Source organism: Paenibacillus sp. UMB7766-LJ446 (genome assembly GCF_030226665.1).
Classification (GTDB): domain Bacteria; phylum Bacillota; class Bacilli; order Paenibacillales; family Paenibacillaceae; genus Paenibacillus; species Paenibacillus vandeheii.
Genome location: NZ_JASOYM010000001.1, coordinates 57,816 through 84,103, shown reverse-complemented (window position 1 = coordinate 84,103; position 26,288 = coordinate 57,816). Strand labels below are relative to the sequence as shown.

21 protein-coding genes are annotated in these 26,288 nt (G+C 48.0%); 15 read left to right on the top strand and 6 right to left on the bottom strand.

Annotation, left to right across the window (positions count from 1 at the left end):
• The first annotated feature begins 32 nt into the window (after positions 1 to 32).
• The 4 genes from QP794_RS00325 (at position 33) to QP794_RS00310 (ending at position 6,962) form a co-directional block, all read left to right on the top strand.
• Positions 33 to 887: a carbohydrate ABC transporter permease gene (locus QP794_RS00325; protein WP_483311869.1), complete on the top strand. Its 855-nt coding sequence runs from the start codon at positions 33 to 35 to the stop codon at positions 885 to 887.
• Between the two features lie 29 nt (positions 888 to 916).
• Positions 917 to 2,713, top strand: coding sequence for a cache domain-containing sensor histidine kinase (locus tag QP794_RS00320; protein ID WP_285074438.1), 1,797 nt, complete (start codon positions 917 to 919; stop codon positions 2,711 to 2,713).
• Positions 2,710 to 4,293 (top strand): helix-turn-helix domain-containing protein, encoded by a 1,584-nt coding sequence (locus QP794_RS00315; RefSeq protein ID WP_285074436.1) that lies wholly within the window; start codon positions 2,710 to 2,712, stop codon positions 4,291 to 4,293. Before QP794_RS00320 ends, QP794_RS00315 begins: the two co-directional genes overlap by 4 nt.
• Positions 4,294 to 4,391: 98 nt before the next feature.
• Entirely contained in the window at positions 4,392 to 6,962 is a 2,571-nt protein-coding gene (locus QP794_RS00310) for a beta-mannosidase (RefSeq protein ID WP_285075174.1), read from the top strand.
• Between the two features lie 164 nt (positions 6,963 to 7,126).
• On the opposite strand, the gene QP794_RS00305 is transcribed toward QP794_RS00310, so the two are convergent.
• Together QP794_RS00305 and QP794_RS00300 are read right to left on the bottom strand one after the other, a co-directional pair.
• The gene (locus QP794_RS00305; RefSeq protein WP_285074435.1) at positions 7,127 to 8,233 is read right to left on the bottom strand and encodes an FAD-dependent monooxygenase; all 1,107 of its coding nucleotides are present in this window, start codon (positions 8,231 to 8,233) and stop codon (positions 7,127 to 7,129) included.
• Positions 8,234 to 8,489: 256 nt separating this feature from the next.
• Entirely contained in the window at positions 8,490 to 9,014 is a 525-nt protein-coding gene (locus tag QP794_RS00300; protein ID WP_053783691.1) for an NAD(P)H-dependent oxidoreductase, read from the bottom strand.
• A gap of 190 nt (positions 9,015 to 9,204) precedes the next feature.
• On the opposite strand from QP794_RS00300, the gene QP794_RS00295 reads away from it, so the two are divergent.
• Positions 9,205 to 9,687 (top strand): MarR family winged helix-turn-helix transcriptional regulator, encoded by a 483-nt coding sequence (locus QP794_RS00295; RefSeq protein ID WP_079347159.1) that lies wholly within the window; start codon positions 9,205 to 9,207, stop codon positions 9,685 to 9,687.
• An 86-nt stretch (positions 9,688 to 9,773) separates the two neighbouring features.
• On the opposite strand, the gene QP794_RS00290 is transcribed toward QP794_RS00295, so the two are convergent.
• Positions 9,774 to 10,073 (bottom strand): hypothetical protein, encoded by a 300-nt coding sequence (locus tag QP794_RS00290; RefSeq protein ID WP_024629306.1) that lies wholly within the window; start codon positions 10,071 to 10,073, stop codon positions 9,774 to 9,776.
• A 217-nt stretch (positions 10,074 to 10,290) separates the two neighbouring features.
• Here QP794_RS00290 and QP794_RS00285 point away from each other — a divergent pair, with 217 nt between their 5' ends.
• Together QP794_RS00285 and QP794_RS00280 are read left to right on the top strand one after the other, a co-directional pair.
• Complete coding sequence (locus tag QP794_RS00285; protein WP_285074431.1) at positions 10,291 to 12,315, top strand: Na+/H+ antiporter; 2,025 nt, start codon at positions 10,291 to 10,293, stop codon at positions 12,313 to 12,315.
• Between the two features lie 128 nt (positions 12,316 to 12,443).
• Positions 12,444 to 13,220 carry a polysaccharide deacetylase family protein gene (locus QP794_RS00280; RefSeq protein WP_285074430.1) on the top strand — a complete coding sequence of 259 codons (777 nt, stop codon included), beginning with the start codon at positions 12,444 to 12,446 and terminating at the stop codon, positions 13,218 to 13,220.
• 175 nt (positions 13,221 to 13,395) lie between these two features.
• Here the strand turns inward: QP794_RS00280 and QP794_RS00275 are convergent, their stop codons facing one another.
• Entirely contained in the window at positions 13,396 to 14,937 is a 1,542-nt protein-coding gene (locus QP794_RS00275) for a DHA2 family efflux MFS transporter permease subunit (RefSeq protein WP_094936493.1), read from the bottom strand.
• A gap of 8 nt (positions 14,938 to 14,945) precedes the next feature.
• A complete protein-coding gene (locus tag QP794_RS00270) occupies positions 14,946 to 15,581 on the bottom strand; it encodes a biotin/lipoyl-containing protein (protein ID WP_024630090.1) in 636 nt (211 codons plus the stop codon).
• A 200-nt stretch (positions 15,582 to 15,781) separates the two neighbouring features.
• On the opposite strand from QP794_RS00270, the gene QP794_RS00265 reads away from it, so the two are divergent.
• From QP794_RS00265 to QP794_RS00255, 3 genes are all read left to right on the top strand, one after another.
• Positions 15,782 to 16,252: a hypothetical protein gene (locus tag QP794_RS00265; RefSeq protein ID WP_285074426.1), complete on the top strand. Its 471-nt coding sequence runs from the start codon at positions 15,782 to 15,784 to the stop codon at positions 16,250 to 16,252.
• A gap of 126 nt (positions 16,253 to 16,378) precedes the next feature.
• Entirely contained in the window at positions 16,379 to 16,585 is a 207-nt protein-coding gene (locus tag QP794_RS00260) for a YwbE family protein (RefSeq protein ID WP_285074423.1), read from the top strand.
• A gap of 21 nt (positions 16,586 to 16,606) precedes the next feature.
• Positions 16,607 to 17,197: a DUF4269 domain-containing protein gene (locus tag QP794_RS00255; RefSeq protein ID WP_285074422.1), complete on the top strand. Its 591-nt coding sequence runs from the start codon at positions 16,607 to 16,609 to the stop codon at positions 17,195 to 17,197.
• 14 nt (positions 17,198 to 17,211) lie between these two features.
• Here the strand turns inward: QP794_RS00255 and QP794_RS00250 are convergent, their stop codons facing one another.
• Positions 17,212 to 18,648: a hypothetical protein gene (locus QP794_RS00250; RefSeq protein ID WP_285074421.1), complete on the bottom strand. Its 1,437-nt coding sequence runs from the start codon at positions 18,646 to 18,648 to the stop codon at positions 17,212 to 17,214.
• Between the two features lie 369 nt (positions 18,649 to 19,017).
• On the opposite strand from QP794_RS00250, the gene QP794_RS00245 reads away from it, so the two are divergent.
• From QP794_RS00245 to QP794_RS00225, 5 genes are all read left to right on the top strand, one after another.
• Positions 19,018 to 20,835: a sensor histidine kinase gene (locus tag QP794_RS00245; RefSeq protein WP_285074420.1), complete on the top strand. Its 1,818-nt coding sequence runs from the start codon at positions 19,018 to 19,020 to the stop codon at positions 20,833 to 20,835.
• On the top strand, positions 20,810 to 22,429 hold the full coding sequence (locus QP794_RS00240) for a response regulator transcription factor (RefSeq protein WP_285074418.1): 1,620 nt from the start codon (positions 20,810 to 20,812) through the stop codon (positions 22,427 to 22,429). Before QP794_RS00245 ends, QP794_RS00240 begins: the two co-directional genes overlap by 26 nt.
• A 174-nt stretch (positions 22,430 to 22,603) precedes the next feature.
• Complete coding sequence (locus tag QP794_RS00235) at positions 22,604 to 23,599, top strand: ABC transporter permease (protein WP_179132696.1); 996 nt, start codon at positions 22,604 to 22,606, stop codon at positions 23,597 to 23,599.
• A 17-nt stretch (positions 23,600 to 23,616) separates the two neighbouring features.
• The gene (locus QP794_RS00230; protein WP_024630098.1) at positions 23,617 to 24,525 is read left to right on the top strand and encodes a carbohydrate ABC transporter permease; all 909 of its coding nucleotides are present in this window, start codon (positions 23,617 to 23,619) and stop codon (positions 24,523 to 24,525) included.
• Between the two features lie 193 nt (positions 24,526 to 24,718).
• Positions 24,719 to 26,245 (top strand): ABC transporter substrate-binding protein, encoded by a 1,527-nt coding sequence (locus QP794_RS00225; RefSeq protein ID WP_285074415.1) that lies wholly within the window; start codon positions 24,719 to 24,721, stop codon positions 26,243 to 26,245.
• Positions 26,246 to 26,288: the final 43 nt, after the last annotated feature.

Genomic DNA, 26,288 nt, shown 5'->3' with positions numbered 1-26,288 from the left:
GGGGGAATGTAATGAGTGTTACACCTTTATCCATGCCAACACCAGGGAATACTTCAGGCTATCCGGTTCGCCGATTCGGTAGTGGAATTGTTTGGACGCTGTTGACGGTCTATGGTATTTTAACATTGTATCCGTTCTACTGGCTTGTGATCAGTGCATTCAAAACGAATGAAGAGTTCTATAGCAGGCCCTTTGGGCTGCCGGGAAAATGGAACGTGGAAAATTTCAGCAATGCCTGGGAAAGCTCCAAGCTGGGAACCGCTTTTGGCAATTCCCTGGTTGTATCTGTAGGTTCGCTTATCCTAACGCTGTTTATTGCAGCGCTGGCCTCATTTATACTTGCACGTTTCCAGTTTCGCTGGAAAGGGCTAATCATGACTTTCTTCGTTGTAGGCATGCTGATTCCCATTCACAGCACACTGGTCCCGTTATTTATTTTGATGAAACAGATGTCTCTGCTGAATACGTATTGGGCACTGATATTGCCGTATACCGCATTTGCATTGCCAACCGCGATATTTGTGCTGACAGCTTATTTAACCAGTATTCCACGTGATATTGAAGAGGCTGCTTTTATAGATGGAACAGGTCTATGGGGGCTTTTCATCCGGATCATGCTTCCCATGTCCGTACCTGCCTTGTCAACGGTCACTATTCTGAGTTTTCTGCACGCGTGGAATGACTTTTCGTTCGCACTCGTGTTTATTAACAAGACAGGTTTGAAAACGTTACCGCTCGCGATCGCCAATTTTGCCGACGGATATCAGACCGATTACGGCCTGACTCTTGCTGCCATGACCTTGTCCGTAATCCCGACGATCATTCTATATCTGGTATTTCAGGAACAAGTTATGAAAGGCATGACGGCCGGAGCAGTCAAAGGGTAAACGAAAGCGCATCCAGAGGAGGAAAAGGTGTGGGACGCTGGCTAACATCTTCACTGCAACGGAAGTTGTCCGTCGTGGTTACGGCTTCCATGATTGTGCCGCTGCTGGCACTGGGGCTGTTCGCCTTTCTCATCTCTTCCCGCATCACAGAACAAAAAACAAAGCTTTCGGGCATGGACACATTGAAGCAGGTGGAAGCGAATTTGCGTTATATGCTGCAGGATGTCGAGACGCTATCGATTTTTCTGATTGGAGAAAGAGACATTCAGCGGTATTTAAGTAGCGATGAGGACGATGTGCAGGAGCGTGTGGATATTTTGGGCAGGATGACGAATCTGGCCGCTTCCAAAAAATATATTGCCAACATTGCCATCTATCCGGATCGTTTTGATGCGGTTCTCTCTACGGCTACTTGGTATGAATCATCCAATGTATCGTATCCTCCTGCTCCGCATGGGGATGCAGTTAAAGCTTGGACTGGCGTATATCCGGTTCAGAATTATGCCGGTATCCAAAATGTAATTACCTTGGTTCGACCCATTCGCAGTATTCATGATTATCGCCCCATCGGATGGCTGGCGATCAGTCTCGATGAGAAGGCCATCTCGAAAGGATGGGCGGCGCTGGGACTAGGTAAGGGTGAAGGTCGGCTGGAACTGATCGGCTCCACTGGAGAGATTTTGTCTTCCATGGACAAATCCCGTCTTGGACAGTCATTGGAGAAGATTGAGCCTGAGGTACAAACGCTGATTCAACAAGAAGGAAGGGGAACCGCTACATATGGCAGCGGCGATGAGAAACGTACGTTGCTGTATTATCCGGAACAGCTGACAGGCTGGACGCTGACCGGAACGGTTCCCTATGATCAGTATAAGTCCGAAAACGGTTATATTCTTATCCTCACTGCCGTTGCAGTGAGCCTGTCTGCTGCGATCAGTGCAGGACTTGTCTGGTTTACGGTGCGACGAATCACAAGGCCGCTGCGAGTTCTTACAAGACATCTGTCCCGAATGGACCCGGATCGACCGCTGCCCCTATTCCGATCGGAAAGTGATGATGAAATCGGCAAGCTGGGAGAGAGTTATAATTTGCTCGGTGCACATATTGAGATATTGAAAAAAGAGGTTATCCGTGGTGAAGCCCGCAAGAAGGAAGCTGATCTCAGAGCACTTCAGGCGCAGATCAATCCTCATTTTCTGTATAACACCCTTTCATCCATTCACTGGATTGCCTTGATGTCTGAGGAAAAGCGGATCGCAGAGATGGTCGAGGGATTAAGTGATTTTTTGCGTATCAGCTTGAATCAGGGTAGGGATTATTGTCCTGTAGGGCAGGAGATTACCCACATTCGCCATTATGTACGTGTGCAGTCCATCCGTTTTCCCGACAAGTTCGCCGTACATTATATTGTTGATCAGGCACTTGAACAGCGAATGATGCTGAAATTGCTGCTCCAACCACTCGTCGAAAATGCCATGATTCATGGAATTCAGCCGAAAGCAGGTATGGGCACAATTACGATCATGATTCGGCAAGAACAGGAACGAATGAGTGTGCTTGTTCTGGATGACGGGGCTGGCATGGGGCGGGACAGACTGGAATATGTCAGAAGCAGCCTGGTGTCATTGGTTGAGGAAGAGCAGCATGATTCAAACCACCATCGGACGGAAAAAGAGCCTATGAAGCAAGGGGGCTACGGGCTCCGCAATGTGAACGAAAGACTACTGCTTCATTATGGAGCTGAGGCGCAGCTCGAAGTGGACAGCCGAGTCGGAGGTGGAACCCGAATTTCATTTTCCATTCCAATCTTGGAGGAATCGCCATGAGATTACTGATTGTTGACGATGAAGTCATTATCCGAACAGGGCTCGCCAGTGTAATCGCTTGGAATGAACTGGGGATTGAGCTGCTTACACCAGCAGCCTCGGCAGAAGAGGCGTTAACACGCATGGCTGAGGAGAGGCCGCATATTCTGATGACTGATATTCGGATGACGGGAAGGACGGGGCTTGAACTGGCAGAGGAAGGGCTGCACATGCTGCCTGAACTCGAGGTCATTATTTTGTCGGGATACGATGACTTCTCTTACGCTCAGCAAGCGATTCGTCAAGGTGTCACAGATTATCTGCTTAAGACAAGTAAGCCGGAAGAAATTATCAAGACAGTGCTTCAGGCCAAACAACGGATTAGCGAACGTTGGGCTGAGAAATCAAGAGAAGGGCAGCTGCTGCGAGAGAACAAACAGCGCTTGTTCGCTGAATGGATCATTGAGGGAGACGTAGAATCTAGTCCTTGTCCTGTATTTCTCCAATCCGGAATGACTGGGCAATCCGAATTTCCATCAGACATGGAGCATATGCAGAGACAGATTCTGATCTTGAAAGCTGCGGGGTGGAATCGTTCCTCCGCTGCTTTGCTGAACTTTGCCGTGCAAAATATGCTGGAGGATGTTCTGCCAGGTGCAATTGCACACATTCAAAAGGACCGGATTATCTGTGTTGTAAAGCTTCCCCCATATGAACAGGATTTCCACTTTACTTTGAGCATTGCGTTAACACGGATAGAGCAATTGTTGAAATGTACTTTGCGTGCAGCAGTAGGTAGACCCTGCATGGAGGTCCAGCTTCTGCATGAGAGCTACCGAACGGCGTCCTTCGCATATCGTTACCATGGGTTACTTGAGGATAGGATATGGCAATATGAAGACGTTTTGCACCGCACAGGAGGTAAAACCGTCCTTCAACATGAGGAAGAAACCACGCTGGGAACATTGTTAATGGATAATGATTCAATTATGTTGACCACATGGACACGAAAACTGGTGGATGCACTCCTGACGGACCCCGAAGTAACGCCAGAGTCTTTCAATGCCTGTCTGCATGCTGCGGTGAATGCAGGACAGCGTTGGTTGATTCGTACCATGCGTGCCATTGGAAGAGACGACCTGGAACGGTTCGAACCATGGAGGCCAGACTCGAATGTCGATGCTGGTGAACTTCGGGATCTGCTTTTTCATCATTTATATGAACTGATGCATACCTATCACAGCGAGATAGGACAAGGACGGACTACCCATGTACAGAAGGCTATTGCTTATATGGAATCCGGATCGGTACAGGATTTTAGCCTACAACATGTCGCAGGTCAGGTTCATCTGCATCCGGGTCATCTCAGTGAACTATTTAAGAAGGAAACTGGCGTCACGTTTGGTGATTATGTAACAAGTATGCGAATTCGGCGCGCGATGGACATGCTGGCGGTTTCCCCCGCGAAAGTAAGTGAAGTGGCCGCCATTAGCGGATACGAGGACGTTAAGTATTTTAGCAGGCTGTTCAAAAAACATACGGGCATGACTCCGAGCGAGTATCGTGAGGAGTCAGTGTCGTACAAGACTTCTGAACATTAAAGGTTAGCAGAGGAAAATAGCGAACGCAGTCATGTTTTTTTGCAAACGTTTTCGATATTTAATTACCAAGCAAACTGGGGAGTGAGGCAAGCGTGAAGATGAATAATTTAAGTCAGGATTTGTCAGGACAATGGAAGATTCAGCATTTCGAGGTTGGGGAAAAGCGGGCCATGGATGTTGCAGCAGCAGCGCTGGATGATCGATTCTGGATTGGAGCGGAGGTGCCAGGGGATGTGCACACTGCTCTTGTTGAACGCAGCATCATTGATCCGCCCTACTATGGGCATAACGATGCCAAGAGTCGTTGGATCGAGCAGAAGGAATGGTGGTATCGCACCAATTTCAATCTGGTAAAAGATGGGGAAGCGGAGGAGTATTTCGAATTGGTCTTCGATGGCTTGGATACGTTCGCGACCGTATATGTGAACGGACATGAAGTTGGAAAAACGGCTAATATGCTCATGTCCCACACGTTCAATGTGACGACACTGGTTCGTAATGGCTGGAACGCCATAGCGGTCAAGTTCGACCCTCTGTATCTGCATCACAGAGACAAGGAAACGTTCGACTGGTCTTCGTATACGAAGGAACGGCCTTGGCTGCGCAAAGCTGCGATGAATTTCGGTTGGGACTGGGGACCGCGGATGGTCACTGTAGGAATCTGGGGCAGGGTACGGCTGGAAAGACGAACAATCGCAAAGCTGGAGAACGTATTTGCACGTACCGAATCAGTGAGCAAGCAGCTAGCGGCTGTCCATGTCACTGCTGATGTGAAGTCTGTATTGTCTTTTCGCAGCAGACACAAACGTGAAAAAGCTGTGGTTTTGTCATGTGATATACGTATACTGGATGCGAGTGGTCAGGAAGTGGCACGGTCTGCTGAAGTCGTTGTGAAAAATGGTCTCGCAGATACAATACTAACATTGGATTCACCGCAATTATGGTGGACGCATGATTTGGGTGAGCCTTACTTGTATAGGCTGGCAGTTACTCTATTGGCGGATGGAGTGGAAGTGGATCAATACAACGAGCCTTACGGTGTACGAACCATTGAACTAGCACTTCATAATGAACAGGGTGAGGATGCGTTTACGTTTATCCTGAACGGAGTGCGGGTGTACGCAAAGGGAGCCAACTGGATTCCAGCCGACCATCTGATTGGTGCCATCCCTGCCTCCCGGTATCGTGAGCTGATCGAGCTGACCGTGGAAGGGCATATGAATATGCTGCGTGTCTGGGCAGGCGGTATATATGAGAAGGACATCTTCTATGATGAATGTGATCGGCAAGGTATACTGGTGTGGCAGGACTTTGCTTTTGCCAACGCATTATTCCCTGACTTCAATCGGGAGTTCATGAACAATGTACGAGATGAAGTTGAAAATAATGTCCTGCGCCTGCGCAATCGTGCTTCGCTTGCACTCTGGTGTGGCAATAACGAAATTGACTGGCTTTATGATATGAAGTCTGCCAGTGGAGATATTACCAGCCCCTTCTATGGAGAGCTGATCTACCATGAGCTGATCCCGGAAGTGCTGGAGCGTCTGGATTCATCTCGTCCATACTGGCCTTCCTCACCGTATGGGGACAGTCACGGCAATGATGCCAATGATCCGGATGTGGGGGATCGTCATAACTGGCAGGTATGGCATGGTTCCGTCTATCCTCGTAAACACGGCGAGCCACCACTGCTGGACTACAGTATTGAGGGCGTGACTTTCAAAAATTATAAAAAGGATAATGCCCTGTTCAGCAGTGAATTCGGCATGCATGCCTCGGCCAACCGCTACACGTTGGAGAAAAACATGCCCGCAGGGCAGTTCTATTGGGGAAGCCCCGAAATGGCCTATCGGAATAAGGATACCAATCATCAGAAAGGCATTCTTCTAATGGAAGGTTATACAGGCATTCCGCAAAATATTGAGGAATATATGAATTATTCGATGCTGACACAGGCGGAAGGACTACGGTACGGTATTGAACATTTCCGGCGAATTAATCACCGCAATAGTGGAGCGCTTGTGTGGCAGCTGAATGATAGCTGGCCAGGCACAAGTTGGTCGATGATTGACTACGAGCTGCTGCCGAAGGCCTCCTTTTATTATGGAAAAGTATTCTTTCATCCGATACTGCTGTCTCTGGAACATGAACCGGGTGAGCCTCTTACGTTATGGGTCGTGAATGATACACGGGAGACGTTGAGGGGACAGCTTCGACTTAATGTCTATGGACTGAATGGGGAAAAAGTATATTCCAGCTCGCATCATGTAGAGACAGGTTCACAATGCTCTACTCGCATTGCCGAGATGAGCGAAGCGGAAGTATTGGGAGGCAGATTGGCAGAAGAAGTGTTGGTTGAATTGGTCGCGGAAGGTTTCACTGCGCCACTGAATCGATATTTCTTACGAGATCCGAAGAATGTTAACCTTCTTCCAGCGCAGCTCAATGTACATGTGAACGAAGAGGAACAATCCGTATCCGTTACGGCCATTGGTGCAATTGCACGGTTGGTGAAGCTCGAGCTGCCCCTTGGTCGCGTTCGTTTCAGTGATAACTATTTCGATCTTCTTCCTGGTGAGAGCCGTACGGTGAGATTACGTCATCCCGAAAAGCTGTCTCTGCCTATGACTGAGCTAAGGGTGAGCGCCATGAATGGTAGGGAAGCCTGATTCCTGTTCCGTTTTTTTATAATTTTTCAGACATACCATTTGGAAATCAGGTTCACGGATGGATACACGCAGGTTAGCCCATAAAAGAAGAAAACAGCCGATTATTCCCCCCCAGGAACAGTCGGCTGTTTAATTATAGGAGCTGTGAGTGAATATACGCTCCATTATAGAAAAGATTCGTACCGCTGCTGGAACGAAGACTCCATTTCCAGTTGTCTGGCCAACTGCTGCTTCACTTTTTCTTCACGGCTGGCCTGAAGTTCATGTAAACGTTCAGTGGAAGTGAACTGATCAGCTGCCATTTCAATGAGCAGTTCAGCGAGCGTATCCGCATCTTCCAATGCTGCATTTAATCCAAAAGCACCCGTTGGAGTCATGGTGTGAGCGGCATCGCCAAGCAAGACCACATTGTCCTGCACCCACGATTCAGCGAAACTGCTCTCTACGGATAACAAAACAAAATCACTCCAGGTCTGGATATGTGCAGCTACCGAATCAGCGAGGCAGGGGAAGGCTGCAACCAGTTTCTGTACAAAGGGAGCGAAAGGCTGTTCCCGCAGCTTGGAGAAGGACCCTTGCGGAATGTTCCATCCGATCTGCACGAAACCTCCGAATTGTGAGAATAACGCCAACTGCTGACCGTCCATACTCGCCATCCGAACAGCAGGTTCCCAGCCTGCTGGAGCAGGAATTCGAGCCCATAACAGGTCGTACCCATGTTTACGGGCCTCCGGGGTCAGACCAGCATGTTTGCGTACAGCTGAATATCTGCCATCCGCACCAACAATAACAGCTGCTTCAATGGAAGCAGGCAGTCCTGCTTGCCGAATGTTGATACCAATCGTCTTGTCAGCCTTATTTCGCAGCAATCCAGTCATAACCGTATTATAAAGAACTTGTTCGTTTTCCTGCTCCTGTGATTGTGACACGATGACTTCCAGCAGATGATCCTGCGGCACATGAATGCCCACATGGGATTCTTGCTCTCCAGGAAAAATGGTCTGAATGATCTGGCCATTCTCCCAATATTGAATTTGCTCCAGGGGAAGCACGCCACGCTGGGTGACAGCAGGGTATAACCCATGCTTTTTCAGTATAGCCTCACCATCTGCATTAAGCACTTCCCCGCGGAATGACTTAAGCAGGTGGGGCTGGCGCTCGATCAAAATGGTAGATATTCCCTGCCTTTTCAGCAGGAATGAAAGTAGAGCCCCTCCGGGGCCAGCTCCCACAATACAAACATCAGTTTTTAAATGCGAATTTTGATTCATGTGTAAAATTCCCTTGCAATATAATGGATGAATATCGTATTACTTTATAATAACAGATTTATAAAAATCATTAAGTAACTAAAAGTAACTTTAAAGATATACGTTATTATAAACAAATCCAATCCAATATTGCAATAGAATCATTCTATTTTTCTAAAGTGAGGGGAGTTCAAGCCTGCAGTAATCTTTCACAGCTTATGTGCGCAGGCTTGATAAGAACAGCAATTTCTTCTTTTATGGGGAACTACTCTGATTTCTATGTGATCAATCGGTTGGTTATGCGAGCCACGCGTTCTCCTAGAGCTTTACCCAATGCTATGCCCTGTTCGCTCAGCAGATCATCACTGTCCACCGGACAAGTCACCCCAACACCATAATAGGAGCCATATAGAGCGTTATCTGCAAAGTTTCCAGGCAGGCCGGTAATAATCATCCCCTGATGAAGCATAGGTGTCAGCAAATGAATCAAGGTTGACTCCAGTCCACCGTGCTCGGTGGCGATGGTACAGAACACCGCACCAACTTTGTCTACAAGTTTGCCTTCAGCCCACAGGTAACCCAGCTTGTCGATCCACTTTTTCAACCCGGAGCTGATGGAGCCAAAATGGCCTGGGCAGCCCCAAATAATGGCGTCCATTTCCACCAGCTTGTAGATGTCTGCTTCTTCTGTGGAATGCAAATGAACGGTTGCACCATGTACGCTGGCTGCGCCAGCAGCAATCGATTCGGCGAGCGCCCGTGTATGGCCGCCTTCACTATCGAAAACAATATAAATGTTCATTGCTTGATTCCTCCTTGTGTGGTTATCTGTTCATGCTATAAGGTAGCTTGTCACATGAAACCGCAAAATAAGCATGAACTTTACAGACAAGTAAAGGGTTTTGGGAAACAAGCGCATTTTTCACAAACAAAATAGTACAAATATGTTACAATATAAGGTAGGTTAATGATCAAAGGTAGGAGGAACGTTTATGAGCCCGGACACGGAGCGAAACTCTCAATTGGCAAATGTCGATCAATTGTTGGAGGCCTTCTTCAGATATAAAAATAAGGTATTGGATCAGCAGCAAAAGAATGAAACAAACTGCAAATTGAATCCGACGAAAAGTCATATATTGGGCATGATTTTACGTGAAGAGCGCTGCATGGCTGTAGATGTGGCAAGACAACTTAGTCTATCTTCAGGAGCAACCACAATTGTGCTGAATCAACTGGAGAGCGAAGGTCTGATCCAGCGGGTGCGAAGCGAAGAGGACCGAAGGATTGTATGGTTGTCCTTAACGGAAGATGGGAAGCAGCTTGCGAGAACGTTGATTAATAATCGCGGTCGAATGACGTGGGAACTTTTGCAGGCGCTTACGGAAGAGGAACAACTGCAGATGTTCGGCATGCTGAAGAAGATTGAGTTGAAACTGCTGGAAAAAATGAAAGCACTGGAACAAACGCATCGCTAAATATGGGTGTGCAAAGCGCCAGTCTTCAAGAATTTGAGTCCGTTTTGGGACTTGAAACCTTGAAGGCTGGCGTTTTATTTTTTCAATCAGAGATGGAAGCGTTGAATGTGATCGGTCAGGCCTTCCTGAATGAGAATTTCCTTTTGTTTTTTACCGAGCAGGTCAAAATGGGGGAAAGGCTGACGCCGATGAATGTATCGTGGGTCCAGTCCATGTTCCGCGCACCAATGTTCAAGCCGATTCAGATCCGCACAGCCCACTTTGGTCACACTGGTAATGCCCGGAAAACGGTTGTCAATCCAAAAATGAGTGAGATAGGCAAGTTCGCCACGAGATACACGTTCTTTCCACTCGGCCAGCTCCTGTCGTTTAATTCCAAATGCCATATACACCAAGTTCCTTTCCAAACGGGTATTGTCCTGAGCATATTGTAACATCTTATAAACAGAACCAATCAGAAATCTTTAACCAGGCTATTGGTCCAATCGCTTTGAGTTGGTATTGGAATATGACAATATTTTTATAATCAACTTTGGTTTATGTTAAAATAAGGCTATACAAAAAAGGTTTCACCACTTTATTACTCGGAAAGGGATTGTCATCATGGAACTGTTTATTGCCGTGCTTGTTTTGCTGGTACTGATCGGTTTATCGAATATTTTGAACCGGTTTGTACCCTTTATCCCTATTCCGCTAATTCAAATTGTTCTTGGTGTATCCATAGCACTGTTACCTGCGGGTGTGCATCTGCCACTGAATCCGGAATTGTTCTTCGTGCTTTTTATCGCTCCGCTGCTGTACAACGACGGGAAGCGAACGCCTAGGCACGAGCTGTGGAATCTAAGAGCGCCCATCCTGTTGTTGGCCTTGGGCCTTGTATTTGTCACGGTTGTCGTTGCAGGGTATGCCATTCACTGGCTTATTCCAACTATTCCGCTACCTGCGGCTTTTGCACTTGCAGCAATACTGTCCCCGACAGACGCTGTGGCTGTAGGCGCCATGGCAGGTCGTGTGCATTTGCCCAAGAGCATACATAGGCTTCTTGAGGGAGAAGCATTAATGAATGATGCATCCGGTCTGGTTGCATTCAAATTTGCGATTGCCGCCACGGTGACGGGTGTATTTTCCCTGGCTCAGGCGTCATTCAGTTTTATACTTATCGCGATTGGTGGGTTGTTGATTGGTGCCTTGTTATCCTTACTGTTGATCCGACTGGGTGTCTGGATTCGCCGTCTAGGTATGGAAGATGTGACCATTCATATGTTGTTGCAAATCTTAACGCCATTCGTTATTTATCTGGTGAGTGAAGAGGTCGGGGTTTCGGGTATTCTGGCGGTAGTCGCTGGCGGGATCATTCATGCGATTGAGCGTGACCGGACAGAGTCTGTACAACTGAAGATGCAGGTCGTGTCTGCCAGCACCTGGTCTGTGATTTTATTTATTTTGAACGGTTTAGTCTTTGTCATTCTTGGGGTACAGATCCCGGATGTGCTGAGTACCATCTTCGAAAATGTTTCATTTGATAACTTGCAAGTACTCGGCTATGTGGGCCTAATTTCAATCTTATTGTTGGTCCTTCGTTTCGTCTGGATCTATCTGTTCTGGAAAGGAAATGAAAATTCCGGTGAGGAGTTGTCGAGCGGGACGCCCCGGCTGAAAGAGATTACGATCATTACCCTTTCAGGTGTGAGAGGGGCTGTAACACTGGCAGGGGCATTCTCCATTCCTTATGTTCTCCAGGATGGGTCTCCGTTTCCTGAAAGGGATCTGATCATTTTCCTGGCGGCAGGTGTGATTCTGTTCACTCTGATTGCTGCAAGTGTATTCCTTCCTATTCTTGCGAAGAACGAAGAGAAAGCGGAGGAAGGTGCGCCGCAAACGACGGAAAAAAAAGCACAGGATATTATGTTGAACGCTGCCATTCGCGCAGTCAAGTCGGAAATGAACGACGAGAACAAGGCTGCTGCGCTTGCCGTAGTTTCGGATCTGTCAAAATATATCAGGCAGGCGGCTGGCGAGCTTACTGCTGGAAAGCGCAAAGACATTTTGAAACAGGAAACAGCAATTAATCTCATCGCTACCCGGGCTGAACGCAAGGAAATCGAGAATATGATGGACGAAAATCTAATTGCTTCGGAAGCTGCCTTTAGATGTAACAGCTGGTTGGATCGTAAGGAAATGATGCTTGCGAATCGTACGAATACCCAGATGATGTTCTCACTCAGTGAAATTGGACGAGTGTTTGGACATGTGTTTACCCATCGTTCACGGAAACCGGATCAGCCGTTTATGATCGAGAATGCGGAGCTGTTCCGTCAAGTGAAGATGCGTACCTCGGAAGCAGCGATCAAGGCGATCCGAGCGCATATGAACGACAGTAACCGGATTGTAGCTCTTTCGGTCATCTCCAGATATGAACGGGTCATTGCCAAATTGCGTACCTGGAATCAGGGCAAAACCGAAGATCCATTTGATCAGGATAAGCTGGAATTGCAAATGGTGGCGATGCAGGAGCAGCGTAATACCATACAGCAATTGTACGAAAAGGGTGAAATCAACCGCGAGGTGGCCGCAAAACTCCGCCGATTCATCAATGATGTGGAAGCCACTGCGCTGAAAAACACTTGATCATTCGAATGTGTACAATTGTGGAACGGCAGTTCATTGATCAGATATTTCATTAAATAGTTCTGGTGAATCGGGAGATGCTAACAGGGAGTATACGTTTGAAGATAAAGAGAGGACAGGACATAAACATGAACCTGAAGGCAGCCCGATGCATCGGATTGTGTATGCTGATTATTTTGCTTGGCAGCAGTTCTGCCTATGCCAAACCTGTGCAGAAGAATCGACAGTATTATGAGGAACGGGGAGAGATTGTGTGGGAGGTTCCTACGCATGACAAACTCATCGCACTGACCTTTGATGATGGGCCAGATCCGGTCCAAACCCCGCAGATTCTGGCTTTGCTACAGCAATATCAGGCTAAAGGCACTTTTTTTGTACTTGGCAAATGGGCCGAAAAGTTTCCTGAACTGATCAAGCAGGAGCAGCGGGAAGGACATGAAATCGCCAATCATACGTATGCACATACGTACGCGGTCAGATCAATTAGGGCGGATAAGTACAGCCATGAAATAAACATAGCGGAGAAATCCATTGTTGGAGCAGGGGCGCAGCGTCCCACATTGTTCAGGCCACCGGGAGGCTATTACAATGACATGGTCATTCAGGTCGCCAAGCAGCAAGGCTATACGATCGTGTTATGGTCCTGGCATCAGGACACACGTGATTGGGCTTCACCAGGTGTATCAGCCATTGTGAACAAAGTGCTGAAGAACGCACGTAACGGGGATATCGTTCTGTTTCATGATAAGGTGGATGGCAAGTCGCAGACGATAACGGCGCTCAAAACGATTCTGCCCAAGCTCAAGGAGCAGGGATATCGTTTTGTAACCGTATCGGAACTACTGGCCGTCAAGGCGAGAGAGGCTGCCAAGGATGACAATTCATCCTTACCTCAGCATCCATAGTTCAAGCCAAAAACCGCAGGTCTCTGATGAAGAGACTGCGGTTTTTTTATCGTTTCAATATATAAATTGAACTAAAGAATATTTACCACTTGCCACTCCGATGACAGAACAACCTTCCGATCACTGTTATCACCAGATTTTTTGGGGTACATAGGGTATTGGTTTCCAGTGAAATTCAGCGCTCAGGCTTGACTTTACGAGGACGGGAGCGCGCCCGTCGCAGGAACAGCGATAGAAACAGACCAATGATCGAAATCCAGGTTGCTACAATGAAAGCATCATTAATGCCTTCAATTGTTGACGTTTGAACAGCAATACCATAGAGCTGCTGTAATGCGAGACTGGAACCTTGCTCAGGTGGCATTCCAGCCGCAGTAGCCATCTGCGTACCGAGCATGCCGACTTGTTCGGTCAATGCTGCATTGGTTGTGGTGACCGTGTTGCTGTAATCCGCCAAATGAATACCTGCACGTGTCGCCATCACGGTGATAAGCAAAGCGGTCCCGATTGAACCTGCCACCTGCCTGACCGTATTGGACATGGCCGTCCCATGACTTGTGAGATGAGGCGGTAATTGGTTTAACCCCTCTGTCTGTACAGACATCATAAGCATGGACATCCCGAAACTACGGAACGTGTATAGCATCATAATGTGACCGTAGGGTGTCTCCCCTGTCAGCTTACTAAACTCAAAGGTGGAGATGGCGGTAATGATCAAACCGACAATGGCGAGGGGGCGAGAGCCGATCCGGTCAAACAAGGCGCCTGAGATAGGAGACATGACGCCCATTAGCAATGCGCCTGGCAGGAGCAACAAACCGGATTGCAGGGGAGAGAATCCCCTTATATTTTGCAGATAGATCGGTAATAGCAGCATTCCGCCAAAGAGTGCCATGTTAATCGTTGCACTGACCAGCGTCGAGATGGTGAAGATATCGTATTTGAATACACGAAATTCCAGCAAAGGGTTCTTCATGGCCGTCTCTCTGAGGACAAAGAAAACGATGAAGAGCACACCGATAATCAATGTCAACAGCACAGTTGCGCTGGTCCAGCCTTTATCTCCGGCAGAGCTGAATCCATAGAGAAGAAAGCCGAAACCAATCGTGGAGAATAACGCGCCAAACCCATCAAATTTCGGTGAAGTAAGCTTGGACACATTTTTTAGCCAGATGAAGGCAAACAAAATATCAAGCAAGGCGAGCGGAATGACCATATAGAACAGAATCCGCCATGTATAATGTTCCACAATCCATCCAGATAAGGTTGGACCAATGGCAGGGGCAAACATCATGGCAATACCCATCGTGCCCATGGCCGTTCCCCGTTTCTCTGGAGGGAAAACAGTCAGAAACACATTCATAACCAAAGGCATAATAATCCCAGCCCCACTGGCTTGTACGATACGACCGATGAGCATGACCGTAAATCCAGGACTGATGGCACAGATCAACGAACCCAGCGTAAATAACAGCATCGCGGTCACGAATAATTTGCGGGTCCCGAACGACTCGATCAAGTAGGCGGTAATCGGAATGAGTACCCCGTTTACCAGTAAGTAGGCTGTGGATAGCCACTGCACGGTCGTTGCCGAGACGTTAAAGTCATTCATCAGATGGGGGATGGCTACATTGAGCAAAGTCTGGTTCAGAATGGCGATAAATGCGCCGAGCAGCAGGACAGCGATGGTTTTCCCAAGTGGCACTTGATTTTCCATCAGCAGCCTTAGATATGAACGCGCACGGTAGCGCTCATGCCGGGAACCACACCCAGTCCTTTATATCCTTCGATCGTAACGATGATCGGGATGACTTGTGTTACTTTGGTGTAATTTGCATTCGTATTGGACGAAGGCAATAGCGAAAAGGAGGATGCAGTGGCAAGTCCGATCTGGTCTACTTTGCCCGTCAAAGTGGTGTCCGGAAAAGCGTCGACATACACATCTACGATCTGACCCGTTTTAATCTTATCAATCGCGGTCTCGTCGACATTGGCTGTCACGTACAAATTATTGAAATCATAGGCCCGTGCGAGGGGCGTACCTGCAGATACGAGCGAATTTTCGACAGCGGTTTGTTGTACAATGGTGCCATCAACAGGCATCGTCACGGATGTTGATTTGCCCGCAGCGGAGACTGTGGCGACGGTATCGCCTGCATTAAATGTTGTACCTACCTTGCCTTTCCAGGATCGAAGCTCACCACTTACTGCGGAAGCCACGGAGATAGGCTGCCCGGTTACTAGCGCATTATCGGTTTTAACATAACTTGTGGATTGGTTGTAATAGTAGATCCCGGCCGCCCCGGCTCCCAAAATCACCAATATAACGATGATATTGATCAAAATGGCACGTGAATTCATGCTGATCATTCCTCCTCAATTCGGTTTTCTTTGAATCTTCTCTTTAATCGGTTCTGAAAGTCTTCTGTTGACAATCCTGTTTGGAGCATTCCCGCTACTTTGTCGCTCTATACGAAACAAGGTGAAATATTATTCGCAGAATAGGGCACCAATATATTGATTAAGGTTGCCTACAGGCGGATGATAAGGAGGATGCACACATGTTGATCATTTTGGCGGTAATCGTTGTTATTGGGGTTGTGTTTCTGATGATTTATAACTCCAGATCGTCCCGCAAGGCTGCAGAAGCACGAGCTTCCAAAATAGCAGAGGTGGAAGAAGGGCCTGTCCTGCTCCATGAAGAAGATCATGCCCGGAAGGAAGATCGAATTAGCGAACAGGCCGAGCATACCGAGGTTTTAGAACATGAGGAGCGCAGACAAACGGAGATTCACCAGATGGATTCCACGTTGGAGGTGCCTGCTTCACCTCATATAAGAGAGACGCAGACGACAGACGGTGATCAAGCTTACCGCCAAGCCTTGCTTCATTTCCGTAAACCTGCTGAAGTAGATGAGGAAGCGGTGTTAACGGATACGAATAAAGCTGAAGAGAGTGCAGATGAAGTGTATCGATCAGCTCTGAAGAGGATGAAAAGCAAATCCTCTGATCCCTCTTCAAAGCGGGAATGACCGTTTAGTTCAATTTTTGAACGTTGCACATGGCTTTCGTTTTCAATCCAAAACGTCTACAATAGATGAAGCTTTGTGAATTATGGCTGCATGACATGGAATACGTTGAAGAGGAGAGGGAAACCCATGAATGGACAACAACGATTAAATATCAAACCGGGGCTTGAAGTGGATATTGTACTCAAGCAAGATCAGCCTACAGGCAAGCTGACACGTGGGATCGTGAAGGATTTATTAACCAAATCGCCCACACATCCGCATGGAATTAAAGTGCGTTTGACTAATGGACAGGTGGGCCGTGTGAAACAAGTCGTTACGGGAGCGTCGGAATGAGCCGGTGCCCGAGGTTGTAACATGATTACAACTGCGGATGTAATGACACATCTGGCCTCGGGTAACGAGCGTCAGCAGGATGCTTATGAGGTGCTGCAATCTAGCGGATTATTAAGCATATTGGGTGCTTACCAGCCTTACCCGGCTGGAACAGTACCGATTGATATTGATATCCCCGGAAGTGATCTTGATCTATTATGTGAGGCAGCAGATTTGGAAGCGTTTGAAACCCTATTGCACCGTCAACTAAGGGAAATGCAAGGTTTTCGATGTGAATGGGGGGACGGCCGTGCAGGCCAGCTTCCTTATGTGACCTGTTGTGTGGATATTGGAAACTGGCCTATAGAGATTTTCGCTCAGTCCGTATCTGTACGCAGTCAGAATGCCTATCTTCACATGCGGGTAGAGTGGGAATTGTTGCAACTTTGGGGCGCAGCAGGACATCGGGAGATTCGCAAACTAAAGCTGGGAGGCTTGAAGACGGAGCCTGCATTCGCTGCAGTACTGGGACTTCAGGGAGACCCCTATGAGGAGATGCTACATCTGGCCGGAATGAGTAAGGATGAGCTTTGGTCCTGGGCTCACCTGCGTACGTCCTTTCAGTTCGAATAGCATGGTTTCCGCGATCAGATCAGAAAGATAGCCACAATTGTAGTCACTGTTAATCCCAGCAATACTGGCTTCAGATTGCGGCGTGCCAGTTCAAATGGACTGACCCCGCAGATGGCAGCAGCTGGAATCAAGGCCCATGGAATCAAGGTCCCACCGCCTACCCATATGGCGGCGACCTGACCCAGTGCCGTCAGTACAGGTGCGGAATCTGCCGAACCTGCAAACATAGACGCAATGGAGCCGACCAGGGATATCCCTGAGAACCCCGAACCATCCATTCCCGTGACCGCTCCGGTCACCGTCATCGTAATAGCGCCTACCGTATTATTCAGTGGAACCAACCCGGCAAGAGCTACCCCCAAATCATTAACAATACCGTGTGAACCAGCAGGCAGCGGGTTGTTGAACAGTTCTGTGATCGCAGCATCCCCCAGATAAAAGAAAGCGGCAATCGGTATGACTGGACCAAACACCTTGAATCCGAACTGGAATCCTTCAATTAAATAGTTTGTTGTTTCTTCCGGACCTGAATGACGATGCGCGGCAAGGGAGACGGCGATCAGAATGAGCACAGCTGTTCCACCAATTAAAGCTGTGGCATCCCCGCCTTGAAGTTGAAGTAAAAACATCAGAATGACATCCGCAGCGAAAAACAATGGGATGATCAGAGCGAATGTCTTTTGCAGACGGCGCGGCATGGGTTGATGTTGAACAGAAGGCCCCCCGGAAACGGGCGCAGAATCTAATGAAGGTGGAAGGGCAGCTGCTGCTTCACCCAAGACTGGATCACCAAGTTTAACGGTAAAACCTGATTTCATCTCCTTGCGCAGCATCCAGAATGCCGTTACGGTAGACACCGTTCCCATCACTATGACAAGCGGGATACTTGCAGTCATGACGGAGGTAACGGGGAGTCCTGCTGCATCAGCCGTCAGTTTGGGTGCACCTTGAATGATGTAATCCCCTGATAAGGCAATTCCATGCCCAAATAGATTCATGGCAATGGCAGCGCCGATAGGTGGAAGTCCGACTCGTACCGCTACTGGAAGAAGTACAGCCCCAACCAGAGCAACGGCAGGTGAAGGCCAGAAGAACAGCGATACAATCATCATAATGAATCCGATTCCCCAGTACGCGACCTGTGGAGAATGGATGAACCGGGTGAGCGGCTTCACCATAACTTCATTGATTCCCGTCCTGATTAACACCCGGCTCATCGCGACAATGATTGAGATGATAAAAATAGTGCCGAGCAGCTCCTTGGCTGCATAGATAAAACTGCTGAAGATTCCGGATACCGATCCGCTTAATGTTTCAGTCGACAGAAATCCGATGGTCATAATACCTGCGACACAAATGATGGTTGTATCTCTACGACGAACCATGACGGCGATAATCAATACGATAAAAGCCAGATATACATAATGCAATGGGACAAGTTGAATATTCATCGGACATACCTCCTTCCATCCCGGGTGTCAACCCAAGGAGTGATATATCGTATGCATGTCATCACCGGGCGTTCGTGGAGTAGGGAGCAGGATTTTTTTTACAGATGGAGAACTTATTAGAGCATGGAACCTTGTACACGAACTGTAAGCCAAGTGCAAGTCACCAGAATTGACACTAACAGGTCACGGAATTACATAGACAGACGCAACCAAGTATGACTACAATAAACATGCCATTATAAGGAAGAATATGGAAGGAATACAGAGGTGGAGCATCAGAAGACAGGAGGAATTGCCTGTTTTTTGATAGCGTTTACAAAAAATGTGCAAATGAACTTCAAATCAGATTAGACAAAAGGGCGGGAATTCATGAATTTTATCCGTTCACTGCGCTTTAAGTTTATTGTGGGTTTGACCTTGATCATGCTGCCACTATTCATGCTGCTTTATTACAACAACGTATACGCCATGAAAGTGGTACGTGATCAGGTATCTCTCTCCAATATGAACCATCTGGCGAAGAGTGTGGAGCAGAACGAGCGCGTGCTGCAGGAGACCAATCGTTATTTATACAGTCTGGGCGAGCGTGACCCGGATATTATTTCCCTGTTTTTTCTCAAATACGGCAGTGGTGATTATATTATTGCGAAGCAGCGCATTATGAACAAATTCATGACAGATATCGGATTTTATAATCTGATCGATTCATTTTTTCTGTACGATGCCGTAAATGATGATCTGCTGCTCGCTACCTCAGGCAATTATGATGTCAAAATGTCGATTGTTCAGGAGAGTATGCCAGTTCAGATGCAGCAACTGGAGGGGGAAATCCAGAAGCCGGAGTGGAGCATCGTTCGGGGAGACACATGGAATGCCTTGGTCAAAACAGTACGGATCAACGCTCAGTTCTATGCAGGAGCGCTTGTAGACATGAATGCACTGAATCACCCCGAGCAATTTACAGAATCCGGTAACCGGGGAGGAGCCGTCATCGTAGGAGCGGATGGTGGGGCCTTGTCCGATTCAGCCCTGAACTCGGCACAAATCAAGCTGGCCGCAGCCCATATTACTGGGTTAAATAATCCCTACCAGGTGATATCTGAAGTGACATCCACTGGCAGTGCACGTCAGTACCTGATGCTTGGAATTCCCTCAGCCATGTCCGAGATGAATTATATTGTCCTGCTGCCCGAGGAGGATATGATGCGAAACCTGCCATTTTTTCAGCAGATCATTCGCCTGCTTCCGATTGGTGCAGCGGTCATCCTGATTACAGCGATGATTTTTCTCAGGCAGCTTTTGTTCCGTCCAATGAATGTGCTCATACGCGGGATGAGAAGGGTTAGCCGAGGGGAGCTTGATGTGAGGCTGGAGACGCCGGCTTCATCTGAACTGGAGTTTGTCACGCACAGCTTCAATCAGATGACAAGTGAAATCCAGCATCTGAAGATTGATGTGTATGAGGAGCAATTGCGGACGAGGGAAGCAGAGTTCAAACAATTGCAGATGCAGATCAATCCTCACTTTTATCTGAATTCCTTGAATATCATTCATAGCCTGGCTTCGTTGCAAAAGCATGAGCTTGTACAGCAGATGGCTAGTCACCTAGCGGATTATTTCCGGTTCAGCCTGCGTGCAGGCAAACGTGTTATTCGATTGGATGAAGAACTGGAACATATCATTCATTATTTGGAGATCCAGAAGCTGCGGTTTCCAAACAAGCTGGAGTTCGCTCTGGATGTTGGCCCGGATCTCGGGCACTATGTGCTGCCGCCCTTAACGATTCAGCCTTTTGTGGAGAATGCTATCATTCATGGCTTTCAGCGGCGTACAGAGCCTTTTGTTATTCGCATAACTGCCCGGAAAACGAAAACGTTATCTGGGTCTGATTCACATATCGAAAATGAAATTGATTCGGTACTTCAACTTTCCATTACGGATAACGGTGTTGGCTTTAAACAAGAAATACTGGAGCGACTGCAGCAGGGGCAATACGCCGAAGCTCCGGGTGGGCAGCACATTGGCATCTGGAACGTTATCCATCGGCTGTTAGTGAAATACGGCGAACATGCCGGATTGCAATTCAGGAATCAGACTGAAGGAGGGGCAGCAGTCGTTATTCATATGCCCGCCCAGACGGAAGAGGAAGAAGGGAGAGCCTATGCGGAACCTGTTGATCGTGGATGATGAAGTATATGCCCTGCAAGCGATGGTGGAAGGGGTGGACTGGAGCCTGGCCGGAATTGACCAGGTGTTCAGTGCTGGGGATGCCGAAGAAGCGAGATTGCTGATAAAAACCCATCCCATCGATATTATGATCTGTGATATTGAGATGCCGGGTGAGACGGGACTGGATCTGCAGAGTTGGGTGTTAAAGCATGATCCCGGGATGTTAACTATTTTTCTTACGGGGCACGCCCTGTTCGATTATGCCCAAACCGCAATCAAGCTGAACAGCTTCGATTATGTGCTGAAGCCTGCTCCCGCAGACCAGCTGCTTAAGGTTGTGAACCAGGCAATGGACAAAATCAAGGACGGGGAGCTGCGTTCCCGCACCAATGAAGTATATGAGACCGTGTACAAACGCTGGCAAACTCATAAACCGCTGTTGACCGAGCGTTTCTGGAAAGATGCCCTCTCACAACGGGTAACCTTAACTCATCAAAGGCTTCAGGAACTGGCCGAGGTGTACGGAGCCGAGATTGATCCGCAAGCGCTTGTGCTGCCGATTGTCATATCCGTCGAAGAATGGGTGCGAGACTTCGACCTGCGTGATGAGGAGGTGCTGGAATATGCGCTCCGCAATGCTGCCAAGGAAATGCTGCTTGGTGACAAACCCGGCGAAGTGTTTCAGGACCACAGTGGACTGAATATTGTGCTTGCATACGAACAGGACGGTATCGTACCAACGGCGAGTGAATTGGCGCAAGGATGTCAGAGCTATATTCAGGAGTGCGGTAATTATTTTTATTGCCGATTATCCTGTTATGTTGGAGTTCCGGTGGCTGTTACGGATCTTCAAGGTATGCTGAATGAGCTGAAGGACATGGAGCGTCGCAATATCAACGAGCTTGAAGGGGTCTTCATCTATGACGAAGTGGGCCGAGATACGGAGGATCGCTTTCTGCCCATACCGTGGTTTTCCGAGCTGTCCATCCTGTTCGAAACGGGGAAGTTTGATGACCTGCGCGAACGTGTCGATGAAATCTTTGAATTACTGGCTGCCCAGGAGCGGCTGTCACCAGAAATTCTCCACCTGTATTATCATGCAATGCTGCATGTGATCTACCCGCTGCTCCATCAGAAAAATGTATCCGTACGCAGCCTGTACCCTGGCGAACGAGAGCCGGAAGAAAGCGTTGTGACACGTTCATTGCCCCAACTGAAGCAGTGGACATCAGACCTGATCAGTCGTGCTATCCCGGTATTGTACCCGGACGATCACAGTCCAATGACCATTGTGGACCAGTTATGCATCTACATTGAAAATCATATTGGTGAAGAGCTGATGCGGGAAGAACTTGCGTCCTTTGCCGGATTTAATCCAGCCTATCTGTCCCGCTTGTTTCGTAAAGAAAAGGGCATGTCGCTCTCCGAATTCATTCTCCAGCGCAGAGTAGCCAAAGCGAAGACCTTGTTGTCCCGGTCAACCGTGAAGGTGACGGATATCGCAGGCAAGGTGGGGTACTACAACTACTCTCATTTTACGAAGATGTTTAAAAAGTGCACGGGTATTACACCCCAGGAATTTCGCAAACAGTCCCGAACGGTACAGATTTGACGCAGCATGCTGCGTCTTTTGTTTTTTGACGCCTTAAAGTCATAATTTGATAAGTGAACAGGTCACCACAGCAGATAGTGGACGTGAACGCCCCGCCGTATACTTGAACCACAGGAGACACAGCGGTGTTTCATCCTGAGGATGAAATTCAAGAGGAGTGAGGGAGAACAAGTTATGAAGACACAACCCCAGGCGGGTAAGGGAGCACGTCTATCGGATAGAAGGGACATACCGGATATACCGGTTCGAAAACGAAAGTCTGTCCTGTACAATCTAGGTAAATTCAAGGTTTTGTATCTCATGTTTTTACCAGGCATTCTGTTTCTGCTGGTGAACAACTATATGCCCATGTTCGGCGTTCTGATTGCCTTCAAAAATGTAAACTATGCCGACGGTATTTGGGGCAGCCCGTGGAGCGGCTGGGATAATTTCAAGTATTTGTTTTCCACCAGCGATGCTTGGGAGATCACACGTAATACGCTCGCATATAACACCGTATTTATTGCGCTGAATTTATTTGTAGGTGTAGGGCTTGCCATTTTGCTGAATGAAGTGAAGAACAAGGCGATGTCCAAATTGTATCAGTCACTCATGCTGCTTCCTTATTTTCTGTCGATGATCGTTGTCAGTTATCTCGTGCTCGCCTTTCTCGGCAAGGATTCGGGCTTCATGAACTCAACGATTCTTCAACTCTTTGGCGGACAACCAATTGATTGGTATTCAGAGCCCAAGTACTGGCCGTACATTTTGCCGCTGGTAAATACATGGAAGAATATCGGTTATTATGCCGTCATTTATCTGGCAGCCGTCGTAGGTATTGATGAGGAATATTATGAAGCGGCCGTACTGGATGGCGCGAGCAAGTGGCATCAGATTCGCTTCATTACCGTTCCGTTTCTCGTCCCACTGATTGTCATTATGACATTGCTGCAGATCGGTCGTATTTTCTACGCGGATTTCAGTCTATTTTATCAGGTTCCACTGGAATCGGGCGCATTGTTCCCTGTAACGAATGTTCTGGATACGTATGTATATCGAACCTTCCTCATTGGGGGAGATATCGGGATGTCCTCGGCAGCCGGGCTGTATCAGGCGGTTGTCGGATTTGTACTTGTGCTTGTATCCAATACCATCGTAAGGAGAATGGACAAAGATAATGCATTATTTTGAGAGGAGGCAAGCCAGCTGTGAAATCACGTGATCCATTAGCTGTGTCGCGGCGTTCCGCGTCTATCATACACGGTATGTTTATCTTCTATGCCATTGCATGCATCGTGCCGATCCTGCTTGTCTTCGCGATCTCATTCTCGGACGAGACGACGGTTATTGCGAACGGGTATAAGCTGATTCCGGAGAAGTTCAGCCTGACTGCTTATGAGTTTCTGTTCAAAGACATGGATCAGATCATCCACTCCTATGGCATTTCAATTATCGTAACCGTGATAGGTACGATAACGAGTGTAGCGTTGACTGCATTGTACGCGTACCCGCTTTCCCGGAGGGATTTGCCGTATCGCGGGTGGTTCGCCTTTTTCATCTTTTTCACCATGCTGTTCAATGGCGGGCTGGTTCCTTGGTATCTCGTTTATGTGAACGTACTGGATTTGAAAAACTCGATTCTGGCATTGATCATGCCGCTGCTGCTGTCACCGTTCTTCGTACTGGTCATGCGGACCTTCTTCGCCAATTCCATTCCGGTATCGATTCTTGAGTCGGCACGGATTGATGGAGCAGGTGAACTGAGAACGTTTACACGTATCGTGCTTCCGCTCTCCCTTCCGGTGATGGCGACCGTTGCGCTGTTCAGCACATTGAATTACTGGAACGACTGGTATCTTAGCATGATTTTTATATCCGATAACCGAACGATCAGCCTTCAGTACCTCATGTACCGGACGCTGCTCGATATTCAATATTTAACATCCAACTCCAATGTCTCTTCACAGATTTCGTCACAGGGCGGATTGCTGAATCTGCCGAATAAAACACTGCAAATGGCGATGGCTGTTGTCGGTATTGGTCCAATTGTACTGGCATATCCATTCTTCCAGCGTTATTTCATCAAAGGCCTTACGGTGGGCGCAGTGAAGGGGTAACTCCGGTCGGTTAGCGGAGAGGGCAACGGATATATAACGAAGATAACGAAGATGGACCTGAGAGGGCATATACAAAAATCAGCGAGTACAGACACGCCGGAGGACCGGCAAAGGTACGGACTTTGGCAGATTGAAAACATGGCGAATTGGGGCAATCGGTTGCAGGGTCCAACATATGACGGGAGGGGTTCATTTGGTTAAAACGTTTAAGGTATGGCCGCGTATCGCGGCAGCAGTTATGGCGCTGAGCCTGGTGCTGGCAGGGTGCTCATCGGACAAAGGCGGAACAACACCGGCAGCAGAGGGTGGCGGTGCAGCGGAGAGTGGAGGCAAGCCTTATGAAGTGACGTTGTATTATCCGGGAACGCCACAGAAAGATGTGGCTCTGATCGAGGCCGAGATCAACAAAAAGATGGAGCCCAAGATCGGGGCAACACTCAAGATCAATGCAATCGACTGGGGTCAGTGGGATAACAAGCTGAATCTGATGATCTCTTCCGGCGAAAAATCAGATATTATTTTCACGGCGGCCTGGCAAAATTATACCGTCAATGTGGCAAAAGGTGCTTTCCTGCCGCTTAATGAGCTGCTTGACAAGTATGGGCAGGATATCAAGAAGAATCTGGATCCCGCCTTTCTGGAAGGCTCCCAGGTGGATGGCGTAAACTATGGTGTTCCTACCAACAAGGAATTGGCAGCAACACGTGGTGTACTCGTACGCAAAGATCTGGCTGACAAATACAAACTGGATCTGACCGCAGTGAAAACGTGGGCTGATCTGGAGCCACTGCTCAAAACCATTAAGGAAAACGAACCGGGTATTACTCCGTTCTATATGTCCAATACCAATGGTAACGGCCTGCTGGAGAACCTGGACTGGGATTATCTTGGTGATGCATCCGTTCCGGGTGTAATCTCCAAAACAGCGGGTACAACGACGGTACTGAATGAAGTGGAGACCCCTGAATTCAAGGAGGCCGCTGAGCTTGCACGTAAGTGGTATCAGGCTGGATACATCAACAGTGATGCGGCGACCTCCAATGTGTTCCCGAAAGATCAGGCGAAGGCAGGCAAGGCTTTCCTTTGGACCGATGGCATGAAGCCGGGCAAGGATAAGGAAGAAGAAGGGTACGTTGGATATCCACTGACTCAGATTGAGATGACACAACCTACGATTACAACCGGGGATGCTTCCGGTGCCATGCTGGCGATCTCCCGTTCCTCTGAGCAGCCGGAAAAGGCGATGCAAGTCATTAATCTGCTGCATTCCGACAAAGAGATTAACAATCTGCTCAATTTCGGAATCGAAGGCACACATTATGTAAAAAAAGACGGTCAGGACAACATTATTACCCTCCCGGAAGGGGTAGATGCCAACAGTCGCACATACAATCCGGGCGCACAATGGCAGCTGGGCAACCAGTTTCTGAACTACCTCTGGGATAATGAAGATCCGCAGAAATGGGAAAAATTCAAGGAGTTTAATGCCAAAGGCGTTAAGTCACCTGCACTGGGCTTTACCTTCAACAGTCAAACCGTCAAAAATGAAATTGCTGCGGTCAACAACGTGAACAAACAGTTCAAACCGGGCATGACCTCGGGTGCAGTAGATCCGAATGAAATGATCCCGAAATATCTGGAGAAGCTGAAAGCTGCAGGCATTGATAAAATCATTGCAGCCAAACAAGAGCAGCTCGATGCATTCCTGTCCAAGAAGTAGATTTGAGTTGCAAAACCAAAGACGTTTTCGGTTAAAAACCGAA

Bases quoted from the DNA above. Each gene is read 5' to 3' on its own strand.
- QP794_RS00325 (WP_483311869.1), top strand. From the start codon at position 33: ATGCCAACACCAGGGAATACTTCAGGCTATCCGGTTCGCCGATTCGGT.
- QP794_RS00315 (WP_285074436.1), top strand. From the start codon at position 2,710: ATGAGATTACTGATTGTTGACGATGAAGTCATTATCCGAACAGGGCTC.
- QP794_RS00310 (WP_285075174.1), top strand. From the start codon at position 4,392: ATGAATAATTTAAGTCAGGATTTGTCAGGACAATGGAAGATTCAGCAT.
- QP794_RS00305 (WP_285074435.1), bottom strand. From the start codon at position 8,233: ATGAATCAAAATTCGCATTTAAAAACTGATGTTTGTATTGTGGGAGCT.
- QP794_RS00300 (WP_053783691.1), bottom strand. From the start codon at position 9,014: ATGAACATTTATATTGTTTTCGATAGTGAAGGCGGCCATACACGGGCG.
- QP794_RS00295 (WP_079347159.1), top strand. From the start codon at position 9,205: ATGAGCCCGGACACGGAGCGAAACTCTCAATTGGCAAATGTCGATCAA.
- QP794_RS00290 (WP_024629306.1), bottom strand. From the start codon at position 10,073: ATGGCATTTGGAATTAAACGACAGGAGCTGGCCGAGTGGAAAGAACGT.
- QP794_RS00285 (WP_285074431.1), top strand. From the start codon at position 10,291: ATGGAACTGTTTATTGCCGTGCTTGTTTTGCTGGTACTGATCGGTTTA.
- QP794_RS00280 (WP_285074430.1), top strand. From the start codon at position 12,444: ATGAACCTGAAGGCAGCCCGATGCATCGGATTGTGTATGCTGATTATT.
- QP794_RS00275 (WP_094936493.1), bottom strand. From the start codon at position 14,937: ATGGAAAATCAAGTGCCACTTGGGAAAACCATCGCTGTCCTGCTGCTC.
- QP794_RS00270 (WP_024630090.1), bottom strand. From the start codon at position 15,581: ATGAATTCACGTGCCATTTTGATCAATATCATCGTTATATTGGTGATT.
- QP794_RS00265 (WP_285074426.1), top strand. From the start codon at position 15,782: ATGTTGATCATTTTGGCGGTAATCGTTGTTATTGGGGTTGTGTTTCTG.
- QP794_RS00260 (WP_285074423.1), top strand. From the start codon at position 16,379: ATGAATGGACAACAACGATTAAATATCAAACCGGGGCTTGAAGTGGAT.
- QP794_RS00255 (WP_285074422.1), top strand. From the start codon at position 16,607: ATGATTACAACTGCGGATGTAATGACACATCTGGCCTCGGGTAACGAG.
- QP794_RS00250 (WP_285074421.1), bottom strand. From the start codon at position 18,648: ATGAATATTCAACTTGTCCCATTGCATTATGTATATCTGGCTTTTATC.
- QP794_RS00245 (WP_285074420.1), top strand. From the start codon at position 19,018: ATGAATTTTATCCGTTCACTGCGCTTTAAGTTTATTGTGGGTTTGACC.
- QP794_RS00240 (WP_285074418.1), top strand. From the start codon at position 20,810: ATGCGGAACCTGTTGATCGTGGATGATGAAGTATATGCCCTGCAAGCG.
- QP794_RS00235 (WP_179132696.1), top strand. From the start codon at position 22,604: ATGAAGACACAACCCCAGGCGGGTAAGGGAGCACGTCTATCGGATAGA.